Here is a 22,947-nt window from a genome sequence, read left to right on the forward strand (position 1 = left end):
TGCTCGTCCTTTCTGAAAATCGTGGAGTCCTGATGCGTACCCCCTCCAGACTTCTTGCCGCCGCGGCGTCCATCGCCGTCGCGCTCTCCCTCGCCGCGTGCGGAGGCTCGTCGGAGGAGGAGCCCGCCGCTACCTCCTCCGGCCCGGCCACGGCGCAGTTCCCGGTCACCATCACCCATGCGTTCGGCACCACGACGATCGACAAGAAGCCGGAGCGGGTCGCCTCGGTCGCCTGGGCCAACCACGAGGTTGCGCTCGCCCTCGGTGTCGTGCCCGTCGGTTTCGCCAAGGCGGCCTGGGGTGACGACGACGGCGACGGCGTCCTGCCCTGGGTCGAGACGAAGCTGACCGAGCTCGGCGCCAGCACCCCGGTACTGTTCGACGAGGCCGACAGCATCGACTTCGAGGCGGTCGCCGACACCAACCCGGACGTCATCCTGGCCGCCTACAGCGGGCTGACCAAGGAGGACTACGACAAGCTCACCCAGATCGCGCCGACCGTGGCGTACCCCAAGCTCGCCTGGGGCACCACGCTCGCCGACATGATCAAGCTGAACAGCCAGGCGCTCGGTCTCGCCACCCAGGGTGACGCGCTCATCGCCTCGCTGAAGAAGCAGACCGCCGACGCGTACGCCAAGTACCCGAAGCTGGCCGGCAAGAAGGTCATGTTCTCCTACCTGGACCCGAAGGACTTCAGCCAGGTCGGCTTCTACACCCTGCACGACCCGCGGGCCGGCTTCCTCGCCGACACCGGTTTCGGCACCCCGGCCGCCATCGCCAAGAAGTCGGCCGAGTCCAGCACGTTCTGGGAGACGATCAGCGCCGAGCAGGCCGACCAGTTCGCCGACGTCGACATCATCATCACCTACGACGACGCGAAGGGTTCGATCCTCGCCGCCGCGCAGAAGGACGCGCTGATGTCGAAGATCCCGGCGATCGCCCGGGGCTCGGTGGCCGGCATGCAGGACTCGACGCCGCTGGCGGCCTCCGCCAACCCGTCGCCGCTGTCCATCGGCTGGGGCATTGACCAGTACTTCGCCGCACTGTCCGCCGCCGCCGACAAGATCTAGTGGACACTGTCACCACCGGACCACTGCCGGCCGCCGTCACCACACGGCGGCCGGCGGTGCTCCGTACCGGCTGGTTCGTCGTCGCCCTGATCGTTCTCGCCCTGGTCTGTGCCGCCTCGGTCGCGTTCGGCGCCCGGGTGATCAGCCTGGACGAGATCGTGTCGGCGTTCACCGGCGGCGGCGACGGCATCGCGGAGGCCGCGGTGCTCCAGCGGGTGCCGCGCACCGTGATGGCCATTCTGGTCGGCGCCTCGCTGGGGCTGGCCGGCGCGGTCCTGCAGGGCGTCACCCGCAATCCGCTCGCCGACCCGCAACTGCTCGGCGTCACCTCCGGGGCGTCGTTCTTCGTCGTGCTCGGTATCGCGTTCTTCGGGTTGTCCAACCCGTTCACCTACGTGTGGGTGGCGATCGCCGGCTGTGTGCTGGCCGCGGCGTTCGTCTACCTCATCGCGTCGATGGGCAGCGGCGGACCGACCCCGCTCAAGCTGGCGCTCGCCGGCGCGGTCACCGCGGCCGCGCTCAGCTCGCTGGTGAGCGTGATCCTGCTGCCGCGGATCACCGTGATGAACGAGTTCCGGTTCTGGCAGATCGGCGGGGTCGGCGGCGCGACGTACGACCGGGCCCTGATGATCCTGCCGTTCCTGCTGGTCGGTGTGGTGATCTGCGCGGTCTCGGCCCGCCGGCTGAACTCGCTGGCGCTCGGCGACGACGTCGCGGCCGGGCTGGGTGAGCACGTGATGCGTACCCGGATGATCGCGTCGGCCGGTGCGTTCATCCTCTGCGGTGCGGCCACCGCGGTCGCCGGGCCGATCGGCTTCGTCGGGCTCGTCGTGCCGCACGTGTGCCGGCTGCTGATCGGCATCGACCATCGCTGGCTGCTGCCCTACTCGGCGCTGGTCGGCGCGATCCTGCTGACCACCGCCGACGTGATAGGCCGGGTCGTCGCCCGCCCGTCGGAGGTCGACGTCGGCATCGTCACCGCCCTGGTCGGTGCCCCGTTCTTCATCTACATCGCACGACGGCAGAAGGTGTCCGCCCTATGAGCAGCGCGACCATCACCAGGGATGTCGGCGTCGCTGACCTCGTCCGGGGCCGTACCCGGCGGGCCCGCCGGGTACGGACGGTGGTCACCGTCCTGGCTCTCCTCGTCTTCGCCGTCTACTGCGTGAGCCTGATGGTCGGCAAGACCTTCTACACCCCGGGCGAGGTGTGGCGGGTCATCATCGGCGAACAGGTCCGCGGGGCCACGTTCACCGTCGGTGTGCTGCGGCTGCCCCGGGCGACGCTGGCCGTCCTCACCGGGTTCTCCTTCGGTATCGCCGGGGCGATGTTCCAGACGATGCTGCGCAACGCGCTGGCCTCGCCGGACGTCATCGGCATCTCCACCGGTGCCAGCGCCGCGGCCGTCTGGGCGATCGTGATCATGAAGATCCCGTCCGCGACCACGGTCTCGCTGCTGGCCATCGGTGCCGCGTTGATCACCTCGCTGACCATCTACCTGCTCGCCTATCGCGGCGGCATGCTCGGCTCCCGGCTGATCCTGGTGGGCATCGGCATCGCCGCGATGCTCGAGAGCATCGTCAGCTACGTCATCATCCGGGCCGCCTCCTGGGATCTGCAGACGGCGATGCGGTGGCTGACCGGCAGCCTCAACTCGTCGTCCTGGGACCAGGTGCAGCCGCTGCTGGGCGCGATGATCGTGTTCGTGCCGCTGCTCCTGCTGCTGACCCGCAACCTGGAGCAGCTGAGGCTCGGCAACGACACCGCGGCAGCGCTCGGGGTGCCGGTGGAACGGACCCGGCTCGCCGCGATCATCGCCGCGACCGCGCTGATCGCGTTCGCCACCGCCGCCGCCGGGCCGATCGCGTTCGTCGCGTTCCTGTCCGGCCCGATCGCCGCCCGCCTCGTCGGGTCGGCCGGGTCGATCCTGGTGCCGGCCGGGCTCGTCGGGGCACTGCTGGTGCTCGTCGCCGACCTGGCCGCGCAGTACGCGTTCGGCACCCGCTACCCGGTCGGCGTGATCACCGGCGCGCTGGGTGCCCCGTACCTCGTGTTCCTGCTCATCCGCATCAACCGCGCGGGAGGCTCCCTGTGACCGAAGCCCACACTCTCGACGTCGAGAAGGTCACCCTCGGCTACGGCGAGCGGACCGTCGTCGACGCGCTCGACCTGCGTCTGCCGCCCGGCCGGATCACCGCCATCGTCGGCGCGAACGCCTGCGGCAAGTCGACCCTGCTGCGGGCCATGTCCCGGCTGCTGGCCCCGCGCGAGGGCCGGGTGGTGCTGGACGGCAAGGACCTGCACCGGCAGCCGACCAAGGAGGTGGCCCGCACGCTCGGGCTGCTCCCCCAGTCGCCGATCGCCCCCGAGGGCATCGTGGTCGCCGACCTGGTCTCCCGCGGCCGGCACCCGCACCAGCGGGTGCTGACCCGGTGGGGGGCGCAGGACGACGCGGCGGTGCACCGGGCGCTGGAGATGACCGGCACCCTGACGCTGGCCGACCGCCCGGTCGACGAACTGTCCGGCGGGCAGCGGCAGCGCGTGTGGATCGCGATGACGCTCGCCCAGCAGACCGACATCCTGATGCTCGACGAGCCGACCACCTTCCTGGACGTCAGTCACCAGGTGGAGGTGCTGGACCTGCTCATCGACCTCAACCGGGAGCGCGGCACCACCGTGCTGATGGTGCTGCACGACCTGAACATGGCGGCTCGCTACGCCGATCATCTGATCGCGATGGCCGGCGGGGCGATCCACGCCCAGGGCGACCCCGCCGACGTGCTGACGGTGGACACCGTCCGCACGGTGTTCGGCATGAACTGCAAGGTCATCGACGACCCGGTCTCCGGTAAGCCGCTGGTGATCCCGATCGGCCGGCACGACGCCCCGGCCGAGGAGCCGGCCGCGGTCGCCACCTCCTGAGACCGGCTCTGCCGGGGCGTGCACCGCCCCGGCAGCCCGGTCAGCGTGCGGCGAGCAGCCTCCGCAGATCGCCGTGCACTTCGAGGCCGGCACCGTGGCCCTCGTCCTCCAGCACCACCCGGCCGTCCGGGTCGGCGAACCGCACCCGGACGCGTGCGTCGAGGGTCTCCTCGACCCGGCGGTGCATCTGGGTACGGATCGGGGCGTGCAGCAGACCCCCTCGCGTACGGTCCGCGACGAGGTCCAGTGTGGCGCCCGGCCGGGAGCGCAGGCGCCACCGGACGTGGTCGTCGTCGACCTCCAGTGCCGTCGTCCGGGCGCCGGTGTAGGTGGTGAACCGGTGCAACCGCCCGTCGTGCCGGAGCCCCACCACCATGCCGCGGAACTCGCCGCGCAGCCACGGCACCAGCGCGATCGACGCGGTGAGACAGGTGCCGGGCTCGGTGAAGTGGTTCGTCTGCATCCAGACATAGGCCGACGGGAAGGCCCGGCCCCAGTCCTTCTCCAGATAGCCGCGCCCGCCGTCGAACCGGACCGGGCCGCCGTCGGTGTCGAGCGTGCCGTCGAGCCCGTGCCCGAACGACAGAATGCCGTGGTAGCACTCCATCCGGGGCACCCATGCATACCAGCCCATGCTGCCCGGCGACCATGCCCGGACCGGCCACGGGTCCAGCGGATCGGTGAACCGCACCTCTCCCCGCAGCCCGGCCTCCTCGACGTCGAGGGTCATCCCCTCCGCGGTGAACCGGTTGGGTCCTACCGTCACGTCGAAGGCGTCCGGGCGGGCGGCGAACTGTGACCGGTCGTAGCGCTGGTACCAGGACCGGCCGGTGGTGCCGTCGAGGACCTGGACGAACGCCTCGTCGTCGCCGTCGAGTCCCAGGAACACACCGGGGATCACCGCCCAGCGATGGCCGCGGTCGGCGCTGACCAGTTTGACGTACCAGCCTTCGAAGAAGCCGCGGGTCTCCCGCTGGCCGTGGAATCCTTCGGGGTGCAACGTCGAACGCACCCGTGTGACGAACCGTTCCGGTACGCGGAGGGCCATCCCAGGACTCTACCCACCGGTACGTCTTCACCGGCCAAGATACTTGGACTTCCTAGCATCTGGACCTAAAGTACAAGGACGTCCACGTATCTTGAGTGTCAGGAGCGGCAATGGCTGCCGAGCTGCACGTCCCCGTTCACCCGGTCCGGTTCGTGACCGCCGCGAGCCTGTTCGACGGCCACGACGCCGCGATCAACGTGATGCGCCGGCTGCTGCAGTCCCAGGGCGCCGAGGTGATCCACCTCGGCCACGACCGCAGCGTCGACACGGTGGTGCGCGCCGTGCTGGAGGAGGACGCCCAGGGGGTGGCGATCTCCTCCTACCAGGGCGGCCACGTGGAGTACTTCAGCTACCTGGTGGACCGGCTGGCCGAGGCCGGCGTCGGGCACGTGCGGGTCTTCGGCGGTGGCGGCGGCGTGATCGTGCCGGAGGAGATCGCGCTGCTGCGCGAGCGCGGCGTCACCATCTTCTCGCCGGAGGACGGGCAGCGACTCGGCCTGCCCGGCATGATCAACCAGCTGATCCGGGCCTGCGACGTCGACCTGTCCGCCGCCGGTCCCGACGTCGAGGCCCTGCTCGGCGGCGACCCGGCCGCCCTGGCCCGGGCGATCACCGTCCTCGAGGCGGGCCGCTCCCCCGAGCTCGTCGACCGGCTGCGCGGCCCGGCGGCCGCCCGCGTGGTCCCGGTTCTGGGGATCACCGGCACCGGCGGCTCGGGCAAGTCGTCGCTGACCGACGAACTGGTCCGCCGACTGCGACTGGACCAGGAGGACAAGCTGCGCGTCGCGGTCCTCGCCGTCGACCCGACCCGGCGCCGGGGCGGTGGGGCCCTGCTGGGTGACCGGATCCGGATGAACACGCTGGAGACGGGGCAGGCCGGGCGTACCTTCTTCCGGTCGCTCGCCACCCGTACCGCCGGATCGCAGTTGCCCGAGAATCTCGACGACATCCTGGTGGCGGTCAAGGCAGCTGGGTTCGACCTGGTCATCGTGGAGACGCCGGGCATCGGGCAGGGCGATGCCGGAGTCGTGCCGTTCTCCGACGTGGCGCTGTACGTGATGACGCCCGAGTTCGGCGCCGCGTCGCAGCTGGAGAAGATCGACATGCTCGACTTCGCCGACGTCGTCGCGATCAACAAATACGAGCGGCGAGGCGCCGAGGACGCCCGCCGCGACGTGGCCCGGCAGCTGGTCCGCAACCGGCAGGCGTTCGGTTCCGGCTGGCAGGAGATGCCGGTGTACGGGACGAGCGCCGCCCGATTCAACGACGACGGAGTCACCGCCCTCTACCAGGAACTTCGGCACCTGCTCGCCGGCCGGGGGCTCCGCGTGCAACCGGGCACGCTGCCGGCCGTCGACGTGCGCGCCTCCTCCGGGCTGACCAGTGTCGTGCCGCCGGCCCGGGCCCGCTACCTGGCCGACATCACCGACGCGATCCGCGACTACCACCGCACGACCGCCGACCAGGCCGAGGTGGTGCGCCGCCGTCAGGCCCTGCGCACGACGATGGAGCTGCTCGGTGACGCCCCGGCCGCCGAGCCGGTGCGCCGGCTGGCCGCCGACCACGACCGTCAGGTGCTGCCCGAGGTCGGTGACCTGCTGGAGTCCTGGCCGCTGCGGGTCGCCGCCTACTCCGGCGACGAGTTCATCTACCAGGTCCGCGACCGGGAGATCCGTACCCCGCTGACCCGCCGGACACTGTCCGGCTCGCGGGTGCGCCGGGTGGCTCTGCCGCGGACCCGTGACGACGCGGAACTGGTGTCGTTCCTGCGCCGGGAGAACCTGCCCGGGTTCTTCCCGTTCACCGCCGGGGTGTTCCCGTTCAAACGCGAGGGCGAGGCCCCGGCCCGGATGTTCGCCGGTGAGGGCGACGCGTTCCGCACCAACCGGCGCTTCAAGATGCTCAGCCGCGGCGGCGACGCCACCCGGCTGTCCACCGCGTTCGACTCGGTCACCCTCTACGGACGCGACCCGGACCTGCGGCCCGACATCTACGGCAAGGTCGGCACCTCCGGCGTCTCGATCGCCACCCTCGACGACATGAAGGCGCTCTACGACGGCTTCGACCTCTGCTCACCCACGACGTCGGTGTCGATGACCATCAACGGGCCGGCCCCGGCGATCCTGGCGATGTTCCTCAACACCGCCATCGACCAGCAGATCGAGGCCTGCCCCGACGAGCCGCGCGACCAGGTCGTGGCCCGCACCCTGGCCACCGTCCGCGGCACCGTGCAGGCCGACATCCTCAAGGAGGACCAGGGGCAGAACACCTGCATCTTCTCCACCGAGTTCGCGCTGCGCTGCATGGGTGACATCCAGCAGTGGTTCATCGACCACCGGGTGCGCAACTTCTACTCGGTGTCGATCTCCGGTTACCACATCGCCGAAGCCGGGGCGAACCCGATCAGCCAGCTGGCGTTCACCCTGGCCAACGGATTCACCTACGTCGAGTCGTACCTGGCCCGCGGCATGGCCGTCGACGACTTCGCACCGAACCTGTCGTTCTTCTTCTCCAACGGCATGGACGCCGAGTACTCGGTCATCGGCCGGGTCGCCCGGCGCATCTGGGCCGTCGCGATGCGCGAACGCTACGGTGCGGGCGAGCGCTCCCAGAAACTGAAGTACCACGTGCAGACGTCGGGAAGGTCGCTGCACGCCCAGGAGATGGACTTCAACGACATCCGCACCACCCTGCAGGCGCTGTGCGCGATCTACGACAACGCCAACAGCCTGCACACCAACGCCTACGACGAGGCCGTCACCACACCCAGCGAGCAGTCGGTGCGCCGGGCCCTCGCCATCCAGATGATCATCGACAAGGAGTGGGGCCTGGCCGGCAACGAGAACCCGTTGCAGGGCTCGTTCATCATCGACGAACTCACCGACCTGGTCGAGGAGGCCGTGCTGGAGGAGTTCGACCGGATCGCCGAACGCGGCGGTGTGCTCGGCGCCATGGAGACCGGCTACCAGCGCGGCCGCATCCAGGACGAGTCGATGCTCTACGAGCACCGCAAACACGAGGGCAGCCTGCCGATCGTCGGTGTCAACACCTTCCTCGACCCGCATCGCGACGACACCACGCCGCAGTCCGTCGAACTGGCCCGCGCCACCGAGCAGGAGAAACAGTCGCAGCTCGCGAGGCTCGCCGACTTCCACACCCGGCACGCCGCGGAGGCACCCGCCGCTCTGGTACGGCTCCAGGCGGCCGCCATGAACGGCGACAACGTGTTCGCCGCCCTGATGGACGCGGTGCGCTACTGCTCACTCGGCCAGATCTCCAGCGCCTTCTTCGAGGTCGGCGGCCAGTATCGACGCAACGTATGACCGAGGTGGCGGTCTCCGGCCGCGCGGTAATCTCCGGGTTGTCCGACGAACCGTCGTCGGACGACCCGCTGTCCGGCGAACCGCTGCCGGACGACCCGCTGTCCGGCGAACCGCTGCCGGACGACCCGCTGTCCGTCGATCCGTCGTCGGACGACCCGCTGTCCGGCGAACCGCTGCCGGACGACCCCAGGAGGACACCGGTGACGAGCGCACGGCTCCCGTTCGACCCGATCGGGGAAGCCGCGCGGCTCTGGCGCGACCACGGCTGGGAGTCCGCCGCCGACGGGATGGCTGCCGTCACCTCGCTGATGCGCGCGCAGGCCATCGTGCAGTCATGGGTCGACGAGGTGCTGCGGCCGCTGCAGCTCAGCTTCGCCCGCTACGAGTTGCTGATGCTGTTGTCGTTCACCAGGCACGGCCGGCTGCCGATGGCCAAGGCCGGCGCCCGTCTGCAGGTCCACCCGACCAGCGTCACCAACGCGGCCTCCCGCCTGGAGGCCGCCGGGCTGGTCGAGCGGGGCCCGGACCCCAACGACGGCCGCGGCGTGCTCGTCACGATCACCGACGCCGGCCGCGACACCGCCATGCGGGCCACGCGACTGCTCAACGAGCAGGTCTTCGGCCGGGCTGAACTCTCCTCCCCCGGCATGCACCAGCTGTTCGGCACGCTCAGGGACCTCCGCCAGGCCGCCGGGGATTTCGACGAGTGAGCCGTCTGGCCGACGACCTCGGTTTCCCGATCACCGTCGACCGGCCGCCGCGCCGGATCGTCTCGCTCGTGCCCTCACTCACCGAGGCGCTGGCGGTGACGGTCCCGGACCGGCTGGTCGCGGTCACCGACTGGTGCACACACCCACCCCGACTTCACCTTCCGCGGGTACGGGGAACCAAGAACCCGGACCGGCAGGCGATCGTCGCGCTGGAACCGGACCTGGTGATCGCCAACCAGGAGGAGAACCGCCGTCTCGACGTGGACCGTCTGCGCGCCGCCGGGGTGCCGGTATGGGTCACCGTGATCGAGTCCCTCGATGACGCGCTGCGCTCGATGCGGCGCCTGTTCAGCGACGTCCTCGCCGCCGGTGAACCGGGCTGGTTGCGCGAGGCGGCGTCCCAGTGGACCCGTCCCGCACCAGATCCGCAGCTACGGGTGATCGTGCCGATCTGGCGTGACCCGTGGATGGTCGTCGGCGCCCGCACGTTCACCGGCGACCTGCTGACCCGGCTCGGCCTGGTCAACGTATTCGCCGATGCCGACGGCCGTTACCCGCACGTCGACCTCACCGACCTGCGGTCGGCCGGCGCGGACCTGGTGCTGCTCCCCGACGAGCCGTACGTCTTCACCGCCGACGACGGCCCGGAGGCGTTCCCCGGCCTCCGCACGGTCCTGGTGTCCGGCCGCCACCTCACCTGGTACGGCCCGTCCCTGGCCACCGCCCGCACCGCCCTGCTCGACCAGATCCGCTGACCGCCATCCGACCTACCAGCTCTTCGAGTATTCGAGCAGCAGCCTGGCATTCGATTCCACCCGGGAACGGGTGTGATCGCCGTAGGGCGGCTGACCAAGCCGTTCGATCACGTATCTGACGGGATCCGAGGCGAGGCCGAGCGTTTGGCCGTACCCCTGAATGATCTTCGGTTTGAGCCCCGAATCCTCGTAGGCCCGGATGTGACGCGGCGGCAGGCCGGTCGCCTGCCATTTGAGGAACCGCTTGAGCGGCATCGCGAGGTCGTAGCGCAGGTGGTCCTCACCGGCGATGCCGGCAGCGACCCAGCCCGGGACCTCCTCCTCGGTTACGGAGCCGTCGCGAATGCGGTCGAGCCAGCCGGCAAGGAAGGCCGCAGGCACGCCGCGCCGCTGCCATGCGTCCAGATCGTCGGGCTCGATGCCGTACCTGTCGAGTGCCGCGGCCTGCACCGCACCGACCTCCGGCCAGGACCGCCAGCGCTGATAGCCGGCCAGGTCGTGCAGCGGCTGCCAAACGGCGACCCGGTCGGCCGGAACACCCGCGGCGAGCCATGATCCGGCCTGCTCCGGTCCGGGCCCGGCGTCGAGGAGCGGCGCGATCTCGTGGAGATCGCGGCCAGCGGTAGGCCAGCCACACGGTCCGGTATGCCGCGAGGAGTACGCCTTCGCCGCGGCGATAGGTGTCGTCCGGATCAAGCAGTGGTTCCGTGCCGCTCAGCGTCTCGCCGGTGGCGTAACAGGCGATCGGCTCACCCGAGAGGGCGGCCATGAACTCGTCCTCCTCCCGCAGCGCGGAATCGTGGGCGGTGTAGACGATGCGCTCGCCCACCACGTTCAGCTGATGTGTCTCCTCGCCGCAGCGGACCTCGACAGTGGGAAGACCCGCCTCCACCCAATGGCGGAACTCGTCCGCGGACGCCGGTTGCATGGCCGGATCCACCATCGCGATCGCGTCGGCGAGAAGGGCCGGCACCGTGTCGCACCAGTGTGCACCGGCCGCCAGCCCTCTGGTCTGCGATCCCTCGGCGGTCATCCGGCGCAGATCGATTCGCAGCGGCATCCCGTGCCGGGCGGCCACCGCACTCGTGTGCTCGATGACGGCGTTTCGCTGGGAGCGGTCGAACCGTTGGCGAGGACCACCCCGGCGCTGCAATCCGAGCCGGTCGACGTCGGCGAGGTCAGTCGGGCCGTCGAACTTGTTGGTGAGCGTGATCGAGCCCGACGAGTCGACCGTCACCTCGTGGACGTCGGCCTGCCTGAGCAGCTTGACCAGTTCGGCGAACCGCAGGACCTCCCGGAAATTCTCGTCCACATGAGCCGGTGGCGAAAGGTCGTGCTGACGGAACCACGAGGATCGAATCCACAGCGCGACAAGACGGCGCAGTCCGCTCGCCGTCAGAACCGCGCGATAGGTGAGGCAGTCGTCCGGCGTCGTCACGCGGATCCAGCCGCGATGCAACCAGTCGTGCAGGTCCCCGTCGGCGGTTCCGGCCGGGCCGGTGGCCTCGGTCCGCATCCGGCGCAGAGCCTCTTTGAGTTCACTGTCGTCGATGTATCGGTAGGGTGGCCGCCGACGGACGTCACCCAGCAGAGCGAGACACGCGCGCATCGTCCAACGACCACTGGAGCGGGCCTCGTCGAGTGCCAGGCTGGCAGCCGGGTCCACGTGTGGCGACCGGCGCCAGCGGAGACAGCCGGCCAGATCCTGATACCCGTACCAGGCGGCCACCTGCTGGGCCGCGACCCCGGCGTCGAGCCACTCACCACCGTGTTCCGGCCCCGGCCCCCGGACGAGTAGCGGGCCCACCTCGTCCAGGGTGTGACCGGCCTTCAGCCACCGGTAGGCGAGCCACACGGTCCGCACCTGTTCGGCCCGGCGAGTCTGGGTGCTGGAGAGGAACTCACCCGGGTGCTGCCGCGGGTAGCCGGCCTCCTTGCGGCCGGTACGGGTCAGCGGCTCGGCGCCGCGGATGGATTCCGCCAGGCCGTGACAGGCACTGGGCACGTCGGTGTCGTCGTGGTCCCTGAGCCGGAGCTGGTCGCCGACGACCTGGATCTGGTGCATGACACCGTCGCATCGCAACCGCGCCGGCGGCAGGCCTCCCTCGACCAGCGCCACCAGCTGCCGGGGAGTGGTCACGGCGGCTTTCGGGGTGAGAGCGGCAAGCGCCTCCCGGACCTGGGACGGCAGGGATCCGTCCGCATCCGGGATCGCCCAGACCGGGCGGACCACCACCGGCGGTCGTGCCGGGACGGCGAGGAACTGCGACGCAGCGGCGCCGAGCGGGTGACCCAGGACGGCCGGATCCATGGCATCCAGGTCGCGCCCGGCACGGATCCAGCGGTACGCCGTCCAGATCGACCGCATGCGCTTGAGGCGCTTGGCGGCGTCCCGCCCGAGACGCCAGGCCGCAGCCGTCGCGCCGTTGATCGGCTGGTCACTGGCGAGCGCCTCGGCCATCGCGTAGCAGGCGAGATGACGCCCTCGGGCCTCTGCCCTGACGATCTCACCGTCGCGGGCGGCGGCATCATGGTGGGTGAGTGCGACGGCCTCGCCGACTATCCGGATCTCGTGCATCTCGCCGGTGCTGTGACCGCGAGCGATGGAGTAGTCGCACCATGTCCAGATCGGCGGCAGCCCGGCGTCGACCCAGTCCAGGAGGTCCTGCCGACTCTCGGGGACACGGACCGAGCCTGCCACGGCGACGGTGGTGATCGCTTCCGCGAGCGCCGGCGCCAGAGAGCCCGTCCATGAATCACCGAGTGCCACTGGTCCGCCCCGCCTACCGTTGATCGAGTTCCGGAGACCGTACCCAACCCGCCTGCGTGCCCACCAGGTCCCTCCGCCATGATCACCGGCATGAACCGGCACTACGCAGACACCGTCACGGCCCTCGGAGTGGCGCTGCTCGCCGACGTCCCCGTGGTGCTCTGGGGCGACCCCGGCCAGGGCAAGAGCAGTGTGGTCGAAGCGCTCGGTGCCGACCTCGGCGTGCACGTCGAAACCGTGATCGCCTCGCTGCACGAACCGAGCGACTTCGGCGGCATCCCGGCAATCGATCCGGTCACCGGCACCGCCCGCAGACTCCCGCCCGACTGGGCCCGGCGGATCGTCGACCTGGACAGCCGCGGTGTCACCGCGATCGTCTTCTACGACGAGATCAGCACAACTCCCCCAGCGACCCAGGCCGCGCTGCTGCGCCCCATCCTGACCGGCTGGGTCGGCGACATCAAACTCCCGGCCGGTACTCGCAGCGTCGCCGCGGCCAACCCGCCGGACGTCGCGGCCGACGGATGGGACCTGGCACCACCACTGGCCAACCGGTTCCTGCACCTGGAATGGGCGCTGCCCGCCGACGTGGTCCGGGACGGCTTCACCATCGGCTGGCCGCGGATCACCGTGCCGCCGGTGGACGACCGGACGATCGCGGACGCCTTCACCGACGCCAAGGCTCTGGTCGCGGCCTTCCTGAACGTTCGGCCGGACCTCGTCACGAGGATGCCCTCCTCGTCATCTGACGCGGGGCGGGCCTTTCCCACTCCACGGACCTGGGAGATGGCGGCCAAGCTGTACGCCGCCGCGAACGCTGCCGGTTGCCCCGCCACGGTCATCGCGCTGCTGCTCAACGGCACGGTCGGGGTCGGCGCCGCCGGCGAGTTCAGCGAGTTCCTTCGCAGACTCGACCTGCCCGACCCGGAGGCGCTCCTTCTCGACCCCGGTTCCTACATCGTGCCCGTCAAGCGCGGCGACAAAGTGTTCGCGACCGCCGCGGCCGTCTTCAACGCCCTGTCCCGCGACATCACTCCGCAACGCTGGCAGGCCTGCGGTGACATCCTGGCGAAGATCGCCGAGGCCGGCCTGGCCGACATGGCCTTCATCTACGCGCGTCGGTGGGCGGACAGGACGGTCCGCCCACAAGGTGCCCAGCCGAGCCGGGCTCAGATGACGGCCCTGGCGCCGATCCTCAAGGAGATCGGGATGCTCACCCGGCAACCCGGGCGAACGCCGTGACCTCCGAGAGTGAGGCCACGCTCCGCCTGGCGGCCGGCCGCGTCCTCGCCGGGGATCTCCTTCCCTACCTGCGGTCCGGCCTCTACGCGATGGTTCCGGTGGTGACACCGCTCGTACCGGAGTGCGCCATCGACAGCCGCTGGCGCATCTATGTGAGCCCCGGGCTCGTGCGGAAACTCACCGTCGAGGAGACCGCCGGGCTGTGGCTCCACCAACTCAGCCATCTGCTGCACCAGCACGCCGACCGCTGGTCCGCGCTGCTGGAACCTCAGGACAGAGGACACCTCTATACGACAGCCGCCGACGTCGTGGTCAACGAGATCCTGCACGGAGCTTCCGTCGTGCTTCCTCCGGCCAGGGCTCGTGTCCGGCTGGGTGTTCCCGGCGCGCATCCCGGCATGACCACCGAGCAGCTGTACCGGCTCCTGGTGGAGGCACTGTCAGCCGCTCGGCCTCGATCGGATGTCGGCCCGCCCGACGACTGCGGTTCCGGCGTGACCGGCGGCCTCCGGCCCTGGGACAGCACCGAAGATCCCGATGACGGTAGCGTCGACAGGGCCCGCGCCGAACTCATCCGCCGCCAGGTGGCCAAGGACATCACATCGCACCAGCGAGCCATGGGTGACGTGCCCGCGGGTCTGCTGCGGATCGCCGACGAGATCCTCACCCCGCAGGTCGACTGGCGTCGCGAGTTGCACAGTGTCGTCAGCCGGACTCGCGCCACCGTCGCCGGGCTGCGGGACTACACCTACACCCGTGTCTCCCGGCGGGCCAGTGCCGTACCCGGCATCGCCCTGCCGGTCATGCGGCAGCCCCGACCACCGCGGCTCGACATGGTCATCGACACCTCCGGATCCGTCTCGGATCGGATGCTCGCCCAGGTCAAGGCCGAACTACGGGTCATCGCCCGGACGCTACGCGGCGACAGCGTCCGCATTCTGGCCTGTGACGCCGCCAGCGCACAGCCACGGCGGCTCCGCCGCGTCGACGACATCGCCCTGTTAGGCGGTGGCGGAACCGACATGCGGGCCGGCCTGACCGCGTCCGCCTCCCTGCGGCCCGCGGCCGACATCGTCATCGTCGCCACCGACGGCGACACCCCCTGGCACCACACACCGCCGCCGCAGAATCCCCGGGCCCGCTATGTGGTCCTGCTCCTCGACGGTGACCGCTGCGATGTCCCGGCGTGGATGCACAAAGTCGTCCCGGGAATCATCTGACCCTCGCCGATTCAGCACCGGGCACCAGTGGCCGCGAGTAGCCTCGACGCGAAGTTCCGATTCCGTTTCACCTACCACAAGGGAGAATGGTATGACACCTCGCTACAAGGCATTGGCGGCCGCCGCGGGACTGATGTTCGCGGGAATTCCCGGTACGCCCGCACATGCCCAGCCCAGCCCTTTCACCCACTCTGGGGTATTCGTTCTGGGATGCACGAGCGAATCACCGTCCCCACCTCAGGAATCGAGTACCTCTGACGTCAATCTCTACGTGGTCAACAATTCTTCGTACGCCATAAAGCGTTATGCCCATACCACCGAGGGAACGCGCTTCGACGATGACGAGACGATCATCGGGCCCGGGAAGAGCCAGTTCATCGTGAAGACCTCCAACGGATTCGTTCAAGAAATCGCCGACAGTGACGGCGACTGCCTGCAGATGTTCGTGATCCAATCGACGAGCGGCTTCGCCAGCATCACGTACAGCTGACCGCGAGGACCGCGCACCGCGCCGAGCTGACCGCCCCGCCGGGGGCGGTTCAGCCCCCTTCGGACGGCCACGTCCAGGCGACCCGCACGACCGCCAGCAGGAGCGCCATCTCGATCAGGCTGCCGACGAGGTAGTAGATCCAGCTCTCACCGATCAGCGTCGCCGCGACGGTCACCACGTAGAACAGGCCGACGCCGATGTTGGCGATCCGGTTGACCCGCGCCCGGGTGAGCAGCGAGACCACGACCATCAGCGCCGCGGGCGCGATGTACAGCGTCGTGAGCAGCAGAAAGGTCTGATCGACCGCGAACCCGGTGCCGGACACCTCACCGGCGAGCACGCCACTGATCACGTCGGCACGGAAGAATCCGAAGATGTCGACATAGGCGAACACGAACAGCGTGCTCACCCACAGTCCGCACAGCACGACCTTCACGTCGACCCTGGTGTCGATCACGGGCCGCCTCCTCCCAGTAGGACGGTCCTCAGTCTCAGCCGCACCGGTACCCGCAGGCCCGGGTCCTCCGGCCGACGTTGCCCTGGCCCATCGGCCAGGCGGACCACTGGCCGGCAGACCGGTCCGGCGAGAGCTTCCCGTCGATACCGTGACAGTCGTGGTGAACGCTGCGACGACGTTACGGGCCGGCGTGCGGCGCGATGGGATCCTCGCCGCCCCGGTGCTGGCGGTGCTCGCGTACGAAGGCATCTTCCTGGACCTGACCTGGCGGCCCGCCGCCGTCGTGTTCGGAGCCGGCCTGGCGCTCGCGGTCCTGGTCCGGCGGACCCATCCGCTGCCCGCGGTGGTGTACGCCTTCGGCGGGTTCGCCCTCCTCGACACCGCCACGTTCGTCACCGGCACCGCACCCGTGGTCCTGCACAGCGGGTGGGCGGTCCTGATCCTGGCCTACTCGCTGCTGCGATGGGGTTCCGGCCGGGACGCGGCCATCGGGTCGGCGGTCATCACGGTGGCTCTGGCGGTCATCGTCGGCGTCGATTTCCCGGGGTACGCCGAAACGACCGCCGGAACAGCCGTAGTGCTGTCCGCCGCGGCCGTGGGGGCGTCGGTGCGCTACCGGCACATCGCCCGCGAACAGCTGATCGTGCAGGCCGAACTCCAGGAACGCCAGCGACTGGCCCGTGAACTGCACGACACGGTGGCCCACCACGTCTCCGCGATCGCGATCCAGGCCCAGGCCGGCCTGTTCCTGGCCCGGTCCTCGTCGCTGAGCGGGGCGACCGAGGCCCTCGAGACCATCGACCGGGAGGCGGCCCGGACGCTCACGGAGATGCGCACGATGGTCAGCGCGCTCCGCGACCGCCGGCAGCGGCCACCACTTGTCCCCGAGCGCCGGATCGCCGACATCGAACGCCTCGCCACCGACCACACCGATCCGCTGCACGTCGGTGTCGAACTACGCGGTGACCTGACGAACCTGCCACCGGCCGTCGAGGGCGCCCTCTACCGCGTGACCCAGGAATCGATCACCAACACCCAGCGCCACGCCCAGCGGGCGACCCGGGTCCGGATCGAAGTGACCGGCACCGCTACCGACGTCCGGCTGACCGTCAGTGACGACGGGGCGCGCATCACGCCGGCGGCCGCCACATCCGGATTCGGTCTGGTCGGCATGGCCGAGCGGATGAAACTGCTGGGCGGTTCACTCACCGCGGGGCCGGATCAAGAGCGCGGCTGGATCGTACGGGCCGTCGTCCCCCGCGAAGGCGGCACGCCATGACCATCCGCGTTCTCATCGCCGACGACCAGGGCATCGTCCGGGCGGGGCTGTCGACGATCCTCAACGGCCGGCCCGGCATCGAGGTGGTCGGTCAGGCAGCCGATGGGCGTACGGCCGTCGCGCTCGCCCACCGTCTACGACCCGACGTGTGCCTGTTCGACATCCGGATGCCCATCCTGGACGGCATCGAAGCCACCCGTCTGCTCGCCGGACCGGAGACCTCCGACCCGATCGCCGTCGTCGTGATCACCACCTTCGACACCGACGAGCACATCTACGGTGCCCTCCGGGCGGGCGCCCGCGGTTTCCTGCTCAAAGGCGCCGAACCGGAGCAGCTGGTCCAGGCGCTGCACGCCGCCGTCCGCGGTGACGCTCTCATCGACCCGGCGGTCACCGGCCGGCTGCTCGCCACCTTCGCCACCGGCGGCCCGGCCGGCGCGGCGCCCCCACCGGTCGAGGCCCTGACCGACCGGGAGGAGGACGTGCTGGTCAGGGTGGCCCAGGGCCGGACGAACGCCGAGATCGCGCGGGACCTGCACATCAGCACGAGCACGGTGAAGTTCCACCTCACCGGCCTGATGACCAAACTCGGCGCCCGCAACCGTGTCGAGCTGGCCATATGGGCATACCAGACCGGCCGCGTGCCCTGACCTGCGGCGCGCTCGGGGTCGTCACGGCGGTGACGCCGCACCGGTGGTCCCGGCCGGCAGCCGCAGCCGGAAGGCGGCGCCGTCGGTCAGGTCGTCGACGGTCAGGGTGCCGTCGTGCCGGACGGCGATCTCCCGGGCGATCGACAGGCCCAATCCGGTCCCGCCGTCCTGACGGGACCGGCTGTCGTCCAGCCGTACGAACCGGTCGAAGATCTTCTCCCGGTCCGGCGCCGCGATGCCGGGGCCGTCGTTGCCGACGACGATCTCCGCCTGCTCCCCGGCACGGCCGAGGGTGATGGTGATCCGGTCGCGGGCGTGACGCATCGCGTTGTCGACCAGATTGCGCAACAGCCGGTGCAACTGGTCGGCGTCCCCGATCACCCGGACCGCGACGACGTCGCCCTCGACACGCAGACCCGGTCGTTCCACCGCGACTCGCTCCCGCGCGGCGAAGACCAGATCGTCGAGGTCGACCTCCGCCCGGCGCAGCCGCAGCGCTCCGTCGTCGGCCCGGGCCAGCAGCAACAGGTCTTCGACCAGGCGCGCCAGCCGCGTGCTCTCCCGGTGGATGCGGGTCACCGACCGCTCGGCGGACTCCTCCAGCACGGCGGCCCGGAGCAGGTCGGCGTTGGCGTGGATGGTCGCCAGCGGGCTGCGCAGCTCGTGACTGGCGTCGGCGACGAACCGGCGCTGGGCCGCCGAGGCCACCTCGATCCGGTCCAGCATCGTGTTCATCGTCGAGGCCAGCGCGGCGATCTCGTCGTCCGAGTCCGGCACCGGCAGCCTCGCATCGAGATTGGTCGCGGTGATCGTCGCCGCCCGGCCGGTCATCGCCTCGACCGGGCGCAGCGTGCGCCCGACGAACACGAACGTCGCCACCCCGACCACCAGGGCCAGCAGCGGCATCCCGGCCAGCAACGCGGCGACGATCGCCCCGGTGGCCTCGTTGACCGTCTCCAGGGACTGCGCCACCAGCACCGTCTGCCGGCCGGACGGCGTCTCCACCCCGGCGGCCAGCACCCGGAACGGCCCGTGCCGGCCCATGCGCATCCGCCCGGTCTCCCCCGCGACGCGGCCCGGCTCCGGACGCGACGCCGACAACGGACGGTCCGGGCCGGGGCCCGGCGACGAGCGGACCACCCGGCCGGCCGAATCGACGACCTGCACCAGGGTGCGGCCCGGCTCGGCCGGACTCAACGCCGCGTCCAGCGCCGCCTGGTTGCCGGTCCGCAGCGCGGCGGCGACCTGGTCGACCCGGTCGGTCGCCGCCGTGGTCACGTTGTCGAGCAGAATGCCGCGGGCGGTCACCAGCAGCACGGCACCGGCGAGCACGGTGGCCACCGCCACCACCAGCCCGGCGGCGATGGCGGATCGCAGGCGGATACCGAGCCTGCGGGGCAGGAGCCTGCGCATGGCCGCAACGCTAGTCAGCGCCGGCTGAACGAACGCTGAAAACGCTGTTCAGCGGATTCTCAGTTCGTCGAGGGCAATCTTGGAGACCGGAGCAGGAGGTACCCGATGCGGATTCTCGTCGTCGAGGACGAGGCGGAACTGGCGGAGACGATCCGCGACGGCCTGGCCCGGGAAGGATTCACGGTCGACCTGGCCCACGACGGTCCCGACGGCCTGTGGACCGCCACCGAGAGTCCGCACGGCGCGTACGACGCGATCGTCCTCGACATCATGCTCCCCGGCCTCAGTGGCTACGAGGTATGCCGGCAGCTGCGGTCACGGCAGATCTGGACCCCGGTGTTGATGCTCACCGCCAAGGACGGGGAGTACGACGAGGCCGACGCCCTCGACCTGGGCGCCGACGACTACATGACCAAGCCGTTCTCGTTCGTGCTGCTGATCGCGCACCTGCGTGCCCTGATCCGCCGGGGCGCACCGGAGCGACCAGCCGTCCTGGCCGCCGGCGACCTCACCCTCGATCCGGCACAGCGCCGGGTCTGTCGCGGCGACACGCAGATCCCGGTCACGCCCCGCGAGTTCGCCCTGCTGGAGTTCCTGCTGCGCAACCGGGACCGGGCGGTCACGAAGGCCGCGATCATCGAGAACGTGTGGGACGCGCATTTCAGCGGGGACCGCAACATCGTCGAGGTGTACGTCGGCTACCTGCGCAAGAAGATCGATCACCCGTTCGGCCGCAACACCATCGAGACGGTTCGCGGTACGGGCTACCGCATCGCCGGCAACGCCTGACCAGAAGCTTCTTCAGCATTATTTCAGGTGCACTCTGCGAACGTTGCGGGGCAGCATCCGTGGCCCCCTCCGAAGGAATCCCGATGAGCGACCTGACGCCAGGCAAACCGCACGACGACGGTGACGACACGACACACGTGTCCGCCGTGGCCGGCTCCACGCCGGCCGACTCTCCCTCCGCACCGCCGCCGCCCTCCCCCGCCGGCCCGCAGCCCGCGCCTCCACCGGCCGTGGCGCCCCCCGCAGCCGCAGCGGCAGCGGCGCCCGTTCCGGTCCGTGACCGGTGGTATCGCCGGCGGGTGCCGGTGCTCGCCGTCGCCGCGGCCATGGCTCTGGGTCTGCTGCTCGGCGCCGGTGTGACGATCGGCGCCTTCGCCGCGGGCGGTCACCGTGGCGACGAACGCGGCCACCATGACGCGCGCCCCGGCAGACCCGGCTTCGATCGCGGAGAGGGGCGCCCCGGAGACCGCGGAAACGGCCGCGGCGAGCACCGCCGGGAGCGTCCGGCACCGCCGGCCAGCGTCGCTCCGGCGCCCAGCGCGTCTTCCTGACCCGGAGCCGCCGTCCTCCTGCACGGCCGGCATCGCTCCGGCGCCCAGCGCGTCCTCCTGACCCGGAGCCGCCGTCCTCCTGCACGGCCGGCGTCGCTCCGGCGCCCAATGCTTCATCCTGACCCGGAGCCGTCCTCATCCTGCCCGGCCGGGTTCCGGTCCGATTCATTCCCGGCCGGGCCGGATGACGGTGCGCCGCCTCGGGTCTTTCGACCCTGACGATCATCCGCAAGGGCCTGCCACGGTGAGGGCACCGACGCCTCCGGAGGTGTGTTGCGGATGACCGATTCGACGAACGACATTGCCGGTGCCGAAGCCCGCGACGCCTTGGAACAGGCTGTCCGGGTCTCCCTGCGAGCGCCGTCGGTGTTCAACACCCAACCGTGGAGGTGGCGCCTCGCCGGTGACGTGCTCGAGCTGACGGCCGACCCGGACCGCCGTCTCGGAGCCACCGACACCGAGGGACGCCTTCTGCTGCTCAGCTGCGGCGGCGCCCTGCACCACGCCCGGACGGCCCTGGCGGCTGCCGGGTGGCGGGCCGAGGTGCGGCGGTTCCCCGCGGAGCACCGCCCGGACCTGCTCGCCCGGATCCGTGTCACGTGTCGCATCGATCCTGATCCCGCCGCCCGGAGCCTGGTCGCGGCGGTCAGCCGGCGCCGCACCGACCGCCGTGCGTTCGGTGAGCGTCGTGTGAGCGAGCAGACGCTGGGCCGCCTGCGCACGCTCGTCGAGGCCGAGGGCGCCCGTCTGCACGTGGTTCCCGACGATCGGGTCGGCGAGCTGGCCGACTCGGTCGACCTGGCCGCCTACGTCAACTACATCAATCCGGCACACCGCGCCGAGCTCACCGCGTGGACACACCGGCCGGCATGGACCGGAGACGGCGTCCCGCCGGACACCGTGGCCGCATCGGGCCCGCGGCCGGTGCCTGTCCGCGAGTTCCTTCCGGGCGGCTCCCCCGGCCTGGCCGCCGGCACCGGCCGGGACGAAGGCGCCGCCTACGTCGTCATCTTCGGCGCTTCGGACCGGCCGGCGGACCTGCTCCGCGGTGGCGAAGCGATGTCCGCGCTCCTCCTGCGGGCCACCGCCGAGGGCCTGGCGACCGCACCGATCAGTGAGGCGGTCGAGGTGGTCTGGCCCCGGCAGCTGCTGAGCCGGCTGCTGGCCGACGGCGGCGACCCGTACCTGGTGGTCAGGCTCGGCTACATCGACTCGGCCGAAGCCGTGCCCCCGTCTCCGCGGCGCAAGCCGTTCGAGGTCCTCGACATCGAGGACTGAGCGGGACCGGGTGGCCGGCTGCTCCCACGGAGCCTGACGTTCAGGGTTGCAGTGACCACTGCTGGCACTGGTTGCCCAGCCAGGTCCAGAGCCGGACGTCGGTGCCGTCGGCGCTGTCGCAGTCGGCGACATCGGCGACCTTGCCGCTGTTCGGGTTGAGCAGCCGGCCGGAGTCGGCGGTGGACCAGTCGTAGGCGTCGAGGCACTTGCCGGTGGCCCGGTTGACCAGCTCGAGGTCGTTCGTCGCCGTCGAGCCGGGGTCGAAGGTGATCCCGGAAGGCATGGCCCGGCTCAGGGCGGTGGCGAAGTAGGCGTCCTTGAGCCCGAAGTTGGCGCTGCCGAAGTCGTACCCGCTCAGGGTGTCCCGGATGGTCGTGCTGGGGAATCCGTTCCAGCCGACCAGGGACGGATACTGCCAGGTACCGTAGGCGTTCTCCGGCGGTTCGTCGCTGCTGTTGCCGAGCCGGAACGCGTGGGTGCTCGCCCCGTCCTTGTGATAGACGATCTTGGGATGGGTGCCGGCCCAGAGGACGCTGCTCGCCGGGTGCACGGTGAACTCGCCGTGCGCCGAGGTGGAAACGTAGACGGCCTGGTTGTTCCGCACCCAGACCACGACGTGTTCCCAGTCGTGCCGGTGCCCGCCGATCGAGCTGTTCGCCAGCGCCTGGTCCTTCTCGAAGTACAGGCCGTACGCGATGGCGCACCACCCGTTGTTGCACCGGTATCGCGCGTACCCGTTGGTGTTGTCGAGGTCGGACGTGTCGTGGCATTCGCCGCTGAGCGAACCGGTCGGGGTGAGCCCGCCGTTGACGGTGCCGTCGGGGCCGATCGCCGGAGTCGGGTAGCAGCCATCGGTGTCGTAGTCGTAGGCCGGTTGCCAGGTCCGTTCCAGGATGTCGGCGTTACCGGGCAGTTCGGCCGGCGGTGCGGCGAACGCCGGTACCGAGGTGGCCACGACCAGGGCGAGAGCGCTGCCCGCG

Annotated in this window: 21 protein-coding genes; 15 read left to right on the forward strand and 6 right to left on the reverse strand. The window is 70.6% G+C overall.

Going from position 1 to position 22,947, the window contains the following annotated elements; translation table 11 throughout:
• Positions 1–32: 32 nt before the first annotated feature.
• Genes ACFO0C_RS27375 through ACFO0C_RS27390 form a run of 4 tightly spaced genes read left to right on the forward strand, consistent with a single transcriptional unit; the run spans position 33 to position 3,992 of the window.
• Complete coding sequence (locus tag ACFO0C_RS27375; protein WP_378069560.1) at positions 33–1,070, forward strand: iron-siderophore ABC transporter substrate-binding protein; 1,038 nt, start codon at positions 33–35, stop codon at positions 1,068–1,070.
• A complete protein-coding gene (locus tag ACFO0C_RS27380; protein WP_378069561.1) occupies positions 1,070–2,113 on the forward strand; it encodes a FecCD family ABC transporter permease in 1,044 nt (347 codons plus the stop codon). Before ACFO0C_RS27375 ends, ACFO0C_RS27380 begins: the two co-directional genes overlap by 1 nt.
• Positions 2,110–3,165, forward strand: coding sequence for a FecCD family ABC transporter permease (locus ACFO0C_RS27385; protein ID WP_378069562.1), 1,056 nt, complete (start codon positions 2,110–2,112; stop codon positions 3,163–3,165). The genes ACFO0C_RS27380 and ACFO0C_RS27385 overlap by 4 nt, the downstream gene beginning before the upstream one ends.
• Complete coding sequence (locus ACFO0C_RS27390) at positions 3,162–3,992, forward strand: ABC transporter ATP-binding protein (RefSeq protein ID WP_378069563.1); 831 nt, start codon at positions 3,162–3,164, stop codon at positions 3,990–3,992. Before ACFO0C_RS27385 ends, ACFO0C_RS27390 begins: the two co-directional genes overlap by 4 nt.
• 40 nt (positions 3,993–4,032) lie before the next feature.
• Here ACFO0C_RS27390 and ACFO0C_RS27395 read toward each other — a convergent pair whose 3' ends face one another.
• Positions 4,033–5,040 (reverse strand): tocopherol cyclase family protein, encoded by a 1,008-nt coding sequence (locus ACFO0C_RS27395; RefSeq protein ID WP_378069564.1) that lies wholly within the window; start codon positions 5,038–5,040, stop codon positions 4,033–4,035.
• A 110-nt stretch (positions 5,041–5,150) separates the two neighbouring features.
• Between ACFO0C_RS27395 and icmF the strand changes: the two genes are divergently transcribed.
• From icmF to ACFO0C_RS27410, 3 genes are read left to right on the forward strand one after another with little or no spacing between them, the layout of a single operon-like run.
• On the forward strand, positions 5,151–8,363 hold the full coding sequence (icmF, locus tag ACFO0C_RS27400; RefSeq protein WP_378069565.1) for a fused isobutyryl-CoA mutase/GTPase IcmF: 3,213 nt from the start codon (positions 5,151–5,153) through the stop codon (positions 8,361–8,363).
• A complete protein-coding gene (locus ACFO0C_RS27405) occupies positions 8,360–9,073 on the forward strand; it encodes a MarR family winged helix-turn-helix transcriptional regulator (RefSeq protein ID WP_378069566.1) in 714 nt (237 codons plus the stop codon). Before icmF ends, ACFO0C_RS27405 begins: the two co-directional genes overlap by 4 nt.
• A gap of 5 nt (positions 9,074–9,078) precedes the next feature.
• Positions 9,079–9,828, forward strand: a complete 750-nt coding sequence (locus ACFO0C_RS27410; protein WP_378069916.1) for a helical backbone metal receptor — start codon at positions 9,079–9,081, stop codon at positions 9,826–9,828.
• 12 nt (positions 9,829–9,840) lie between these two features.
• Here ACFO0C_RS27410 and ACFO0C_RS27415 read toward each other — a convergent pair whose 3' ends face one another.
• Positions 9,841–10,083: a hypothetical protein gene (locus ACFO0C_RS27415; protein ID WP_378069567.1), complete on the reverse strand. Its 243-nt coding sequence runs from the start codon at positions 10,081–10,083 to the stop codon at positions 9,841–9,843.
• Between the two features lie 25 nt (positions 10,084–10,108).
• A complete protein-coding gene (locus ACFO0C_RS27420; protein WP_378069568.1) occupies positions 10,109–12,529 on the reverse strand; it encodes a hypothetical protein in 2,421 nt (806 codons plus the stop codon).
• 159 nt (positions 12,530–12,688) lie between these two features.
• On the opposite strand from ACFO0C_RS27420, the gene ACFO0C_RS27425 reads away from it, so the two are divergent.
• The 3 genes from ACFO0C_RS27425 to ACFO0C_RS27435 all read left to right on the forward strand — a co-directional run bounded on the left by ACFO0C_RS27425 (position 12,689) and on the right by ACFO0C_RS27435 (position 15,550).
• Positions 12,689–13,840 (forward strand): AAA family ATPase, encoded by a 1,152-nt coding sequence (locus tag ACFO0C_RS27425; RefSeq protein WP_378069569.1) that lies wholly within the window; start codon positions 12,689–12,691, stop codon positions 13,838–13,840.
• The gene (locus ACFO0C_RS27430) at positions 13,837–15,060 is read left to right on the forward strand and encodes a vWA domain-containing protein (RefSeq protein ID WP_378069570.1); all 1,224 of its coding nucleotides are present in this window, start codon (positions 13,837–13,839) and stop codon (positions 15,058–15,060) included. Before ACFO0C_RS27425 ends, ACFO0C_RS27430 begins: the two co-directional genes overlap by 4 nt.
• 91 nt (positions 15,061–15,151) lie before the next feature.
• Positions 15,152–15,550, forward strand: coding sequence for a hypothetical protein (locus ACFO0C_RS27435; protein ID WP_378069571.1), 399 nt, complete (start codon positions 15,152–15,154; stop codon positions 15,548–15,550).
• Between the two features lie 49 nt (positions 15,551–15,599).
• Here ACFO0C_RS27435 and ACFO0C_RS27440 read toward each other — a convergent pair whose 3' ends face one another.
• Positions 15,600–16,007 (reverse strand): DUF6326 family protein, encoded by a 408-nt coding sequence (locus ACFO0C_RS27440; RefSeq protein WP_378069572.1) that lies wholly within the window; start codon positions 16,005–16,007, stop codon positions 15,600–15,602.
• Positions 16,008–16,164: 157 nt separating this feature from the next.
• On the opposite strand from ACFO0C_RS27440, the gene ACFO0C_RS27445 reads away from it, so the two are divergent.
• The gene (locus ACFO0C_RS27445) at positions 16,165–17,286 is read left to right on the forward strand and encodes a sensor histidine kinase (protein WP_378069573.1); all 1,122 of its coding nucleotides are present in this window, start codon (positions 16,165–16,167) and stop codon (positions 17,284–17,286) included.
• Positions 17,283–17,936, forward strand: coding sequence for a response regulator (locus tag ACFO0C_RS27450; protein ID WP_378069574.1), 654 nt, complete (start codon positions 17,283–17,285; stop codon positions 17,934–17,936). The genes ACFO0C_RS27445 and ACFO0C_RS27450 overlap by 4 nt, the downstream gene beginning before the upstream one ends.
• 21 nt (positions 17,937–17,957) lie before the next feature.
• Here the strand turns inward: ACFO0C_RS27450 and ACFO0C_RS27455 are convergent, their stop codons facing one another.
• Positions 17,958–19,349: a sensor histidine kinase gene (locus tag ACFO0C_RS27455; RefSeq protein ID WP_378069575.1), complete on the reverse strand. Its 1,392-nt coding sequence runs from the start codon at positions 19,347–19,349 to the stop codon at positions 17,958–17,960.
• 105 nt (positions 19,350–19,454) lie between these two features.
• On the opposite strand from ACFO0C_RS27455, the gene ACFO0C_RS27460 reads away from it, so the two are divergent.
• The 3 genes from ACFO0C_RS27460 to ACFO0C_RS27470 all read left to right on the forward strand — a co-directional run bounded on the left by ACFO0C_RS27460 (position 19,455) and on the right by ACFO0C_RS27470 (position 21,967).
• Positions 19,455–20,138 carry a response regulator transcription factor gene (locus ACFO0C_RS27460; protein WP_378069576.1) on the forward strand — a complete coding sequence of 228 codons (684 nt, stop codon included), beginning with the start codon at positions 19,455–19,457 and terminating at the stop codon, positions 20,136–20,138.
• An 83-nt stretch (positions 20,139–20,221) separates the two neighbouring features.
• Complete coding sequence (locus ACFO0C_RS27465) at positions 20,222–20,689, forward strand: hypothetical protein (RefSeq protein WP_378069577.1); 468 nt, start codon at positions 20,222–20,224, stop codon at positions 20,687–20,689.
• A gap of 279 nt (positions 20,690–20,968) precedes the next feature.
• Complete coding sequence (locus tag ACFO0C_RS27470) at positions 20,969–21,967, forward strand: Acg family FMN-binding oxidoreductase (RefSeq protein ID WP_378069578.1); 999 nt, start codon at positions 20,969–20,971, stop codon at positions 21,965–21,967.
• Positions 21,968–22,007: 40 nt separating this feature from the next.
• On the opposite strand, the gene ACFO0C_RS27475 is transcribed toward ACFO0C_RS27470, so the two are convergent.
• The gene (locus tag ACFO0C_RS27475) at positions 22,008–22,922 is read right to left on the reverse strand and encodes an NPP1 family protein (RefSeq protein ID WP_378069579.1); all 915 of its coding nucleotides are present in this window, start codon (positions 22,920–22,922) and stop codon (positions 22,008–22,010) included.
• Between the last annotated feature and the right edge of the window lie 25 nt (positions 22,923–22,947).

The sequence above is a fragment of the Actinoplanes subglobosus genome, from assembly GCF_042650585.1.
GTDB classification, from domain to species: domain Bacteria; phylum Actinomycetota; class Actinomycetes; order Mycobacteriales; family Micromonosporaceae; genus Actinoplanes; species Actinoplanes subglobosus.

Bases quoted from the DNA above. Each gene is read 5' to 3' on its own strand.
- ACFO0C_RS27455 (WP_378069575.1), bottom strand. From the start codon at position 19,349: ATGCGCAGGCTCCTGCCCCGCAGGCTCGGTATCCGCCTGCGATCCGCC.
- ACFO0C_RS27470 (WP_378069578.1), top strand. From the start codon at position 20,969: ATGACCGATTCGACGAACGACATTGCCGGTGCCGAAGCCCGCGACGCC.
- ACFO0C_RS27415 (WP_378069567.1), bottom strand. From the start codon at position 10,083: ATGCCGCTCAAGCGGTTCCTCAAATGGCAGGCGACCGGCCTGCCGCCG.
- ACFO0C_RS27385 (WP_378069562.1), top strand. From the start codon at position 2,110: ATGAGCAGCGCGACCATCACCAGGGATGTCGGCGTCGCTGACCTCGTC.
- ACFO0C_RS27395 (WP_378069564.1), bottom strand. From the start codon at position 5,040: ATGGCCCTCCGCGTACCGGAACGGTTCGTCACACGGGTGCGTTCGACG.
- ACFO0C_RS27460 (WP_378069576.1), top strand. From the start codon at position 19,455: ATGCGGATTCTCGTCGTCGAGGACGAGGCGGAACTGGCGGAGACGATC.
- ACFO0C_RS27375 (WP_378069560.1), top strand. From the start codon at position 33: ATGCGTACCCCCTCCAGACTTCTTGCCGCCGCGGCGTCCATCGCCGTC.
- ACFO0C_RS27405 (WP_378069566.1), top strand. From the start codon at position 8,360: ATGACCGAGGTGGCGGTCTCCGGCCGCGCGGTAATCTCCGGGTTGTCC.
- ACFO0C_RS27465 (WP_378069577.1), top strand. From the start codon at position 20,222: ATGAGCGACCTGACGCCAGGCAAACCGCACGACGACGGTGACGACACG.
- ACFO0C_RS27435 (WP_378069571.1), top strand. From the start codon at position 15,152: ATGACACCTCGCTACAAGGCATTGGCGGCCGCCGCGGGACTGATGTTC.
- icmF (WP_378069565.1), top strand. From the start codon at position 5,151: ATGGCTGCCGAGCTGCACGTCCCCGTTCACCCGGTCCGGTTCGTGACC.
- ACFO0C_RS27425 (WP_378069569.1), top strand. From the start codon at position 12,689: ATGAACCGGCACTACGCAGACACCGTCACGGCCCTCGGAGTGGCGCTG.
- ACFO0C_RS27450 (WP_378069574.1), top strand. From the start codon at position 17,283: ATGACCATCCGCGTTCTCATCGCCGACGACCAGGGCATCGTCCGGGCG.